General features: G+C 72.5%; 2 protein-coding genes. One reads left to right on the top strand and one right to left on the bottom strand.

Features of this window, described 5'->3' with window-relative positions; all coding sequences use genetic code 11:
• On the top strand, positions 1-559 hold a 559-nt coding region (locus tag G3I65_RS27720; protein WP_160698724.1), incomplete at its 5' end, for a zinc-binding dehydrogenase.
• A 178-nt stretch (positions 560-737) separates the two neighbouring features.
• Here the strand turns inward: G3I65_RS27720 and G3I65_RS27725 are convergent.
• On the bottom strand, positions 738-947 hold a 210-nt coding region (locus tag G3I65_RS27725; protein ID WP_160698725.1), incomplete at its 5' end, for a hypothetical protein.

Below are 947 nucleotides of genomic sequence, written 5' to 3' on the forward strand. Positions count from 1 at the left end.
CGGCCGCACGGTGCTGGTCAGCGGCGGCGCGGGCGCGGTCGGCAACGCGGCGATCCAGCTCGGCCGCTGGGCCGGGGCGACGGTCTCCAACGACGATAAGGCCGCTCTGGCCCGTGCGGCCGGCGCCCACCACGTCGTCCGCTACCCGGACGCGGAACTGGGCGCGCGGATCCGCGAGGTCGCGCCCGACGGCGTCGACCTGGTGGTCGAGGTCGCGGCCGGGGTCAACGCGAAGCTGCACACCGAGGTGCTGCGCCCGCGCGGCACGGTCGCGCTGTACGGCGACGACCGCGGCACGGGGACGGTGACGCTCGACTTCGGGGCCAACGTGTGGCTCAACGCGCGTTACCAGTTCCTGGTGCTGTACACGGTGGGCGAGGACAAGCTGAAGGCCGGCACGGAGGACGTCACGGCGGCGCTGGCCGACGGCGCGCTGCGGGTGGGCGAGGACCGGGGCGTGCCGGTGCACCGGTTTTCCCTCGACGACACGGCGAAGGCGCACGCGGCTTCGGAGGACGGCATCACGGGCAAGGTCCTGATCGACGTCACCGCACCCTGAGCCGCGCCCGGCATGTAGTGAATGACTCATTCCTGTCGTCAGACGACATGAATGAGTCATTCACTACGTCGGGCCGGCGAGCGGGTGACCGGCCGCGGGCCGGCCGCGTGGTCTGTCCGGCGTCGCGGGGACGTCGTGAAAGGGTCATTCATGTCGTCTGGCGAGATGAACGACCCTTTCATGACATCGCGGATCGGCGGATCGGCCCTGCTGCCCGGCTTTGCCAGGGCCCTGACGTCGGGACCGGGGTGAGGCCGAGGTCGGCTTGGAGGGCCAGGCCGGCGCGCAAGTGAGCGTCGGCCTCGGCGCCGGACAGCGACGCGGCCAGGCCGAGCAGGGCGCGGGCTTCCTGGGCGCGGTAGCCGATGCGCCGTGCGGTCGTGAGGGC

Source organism: Amycolatopsis sp. SID8362 (assembly GCF_010550475.1).
In the GTDB taxonomy this organism is placed as follows: Bacteria; Actinomycetota; Actinomycetes; order Mycobacteriales; family Pseudonocardiaceae; genus Amycolatopsis; species Amycolatopsis eburnea.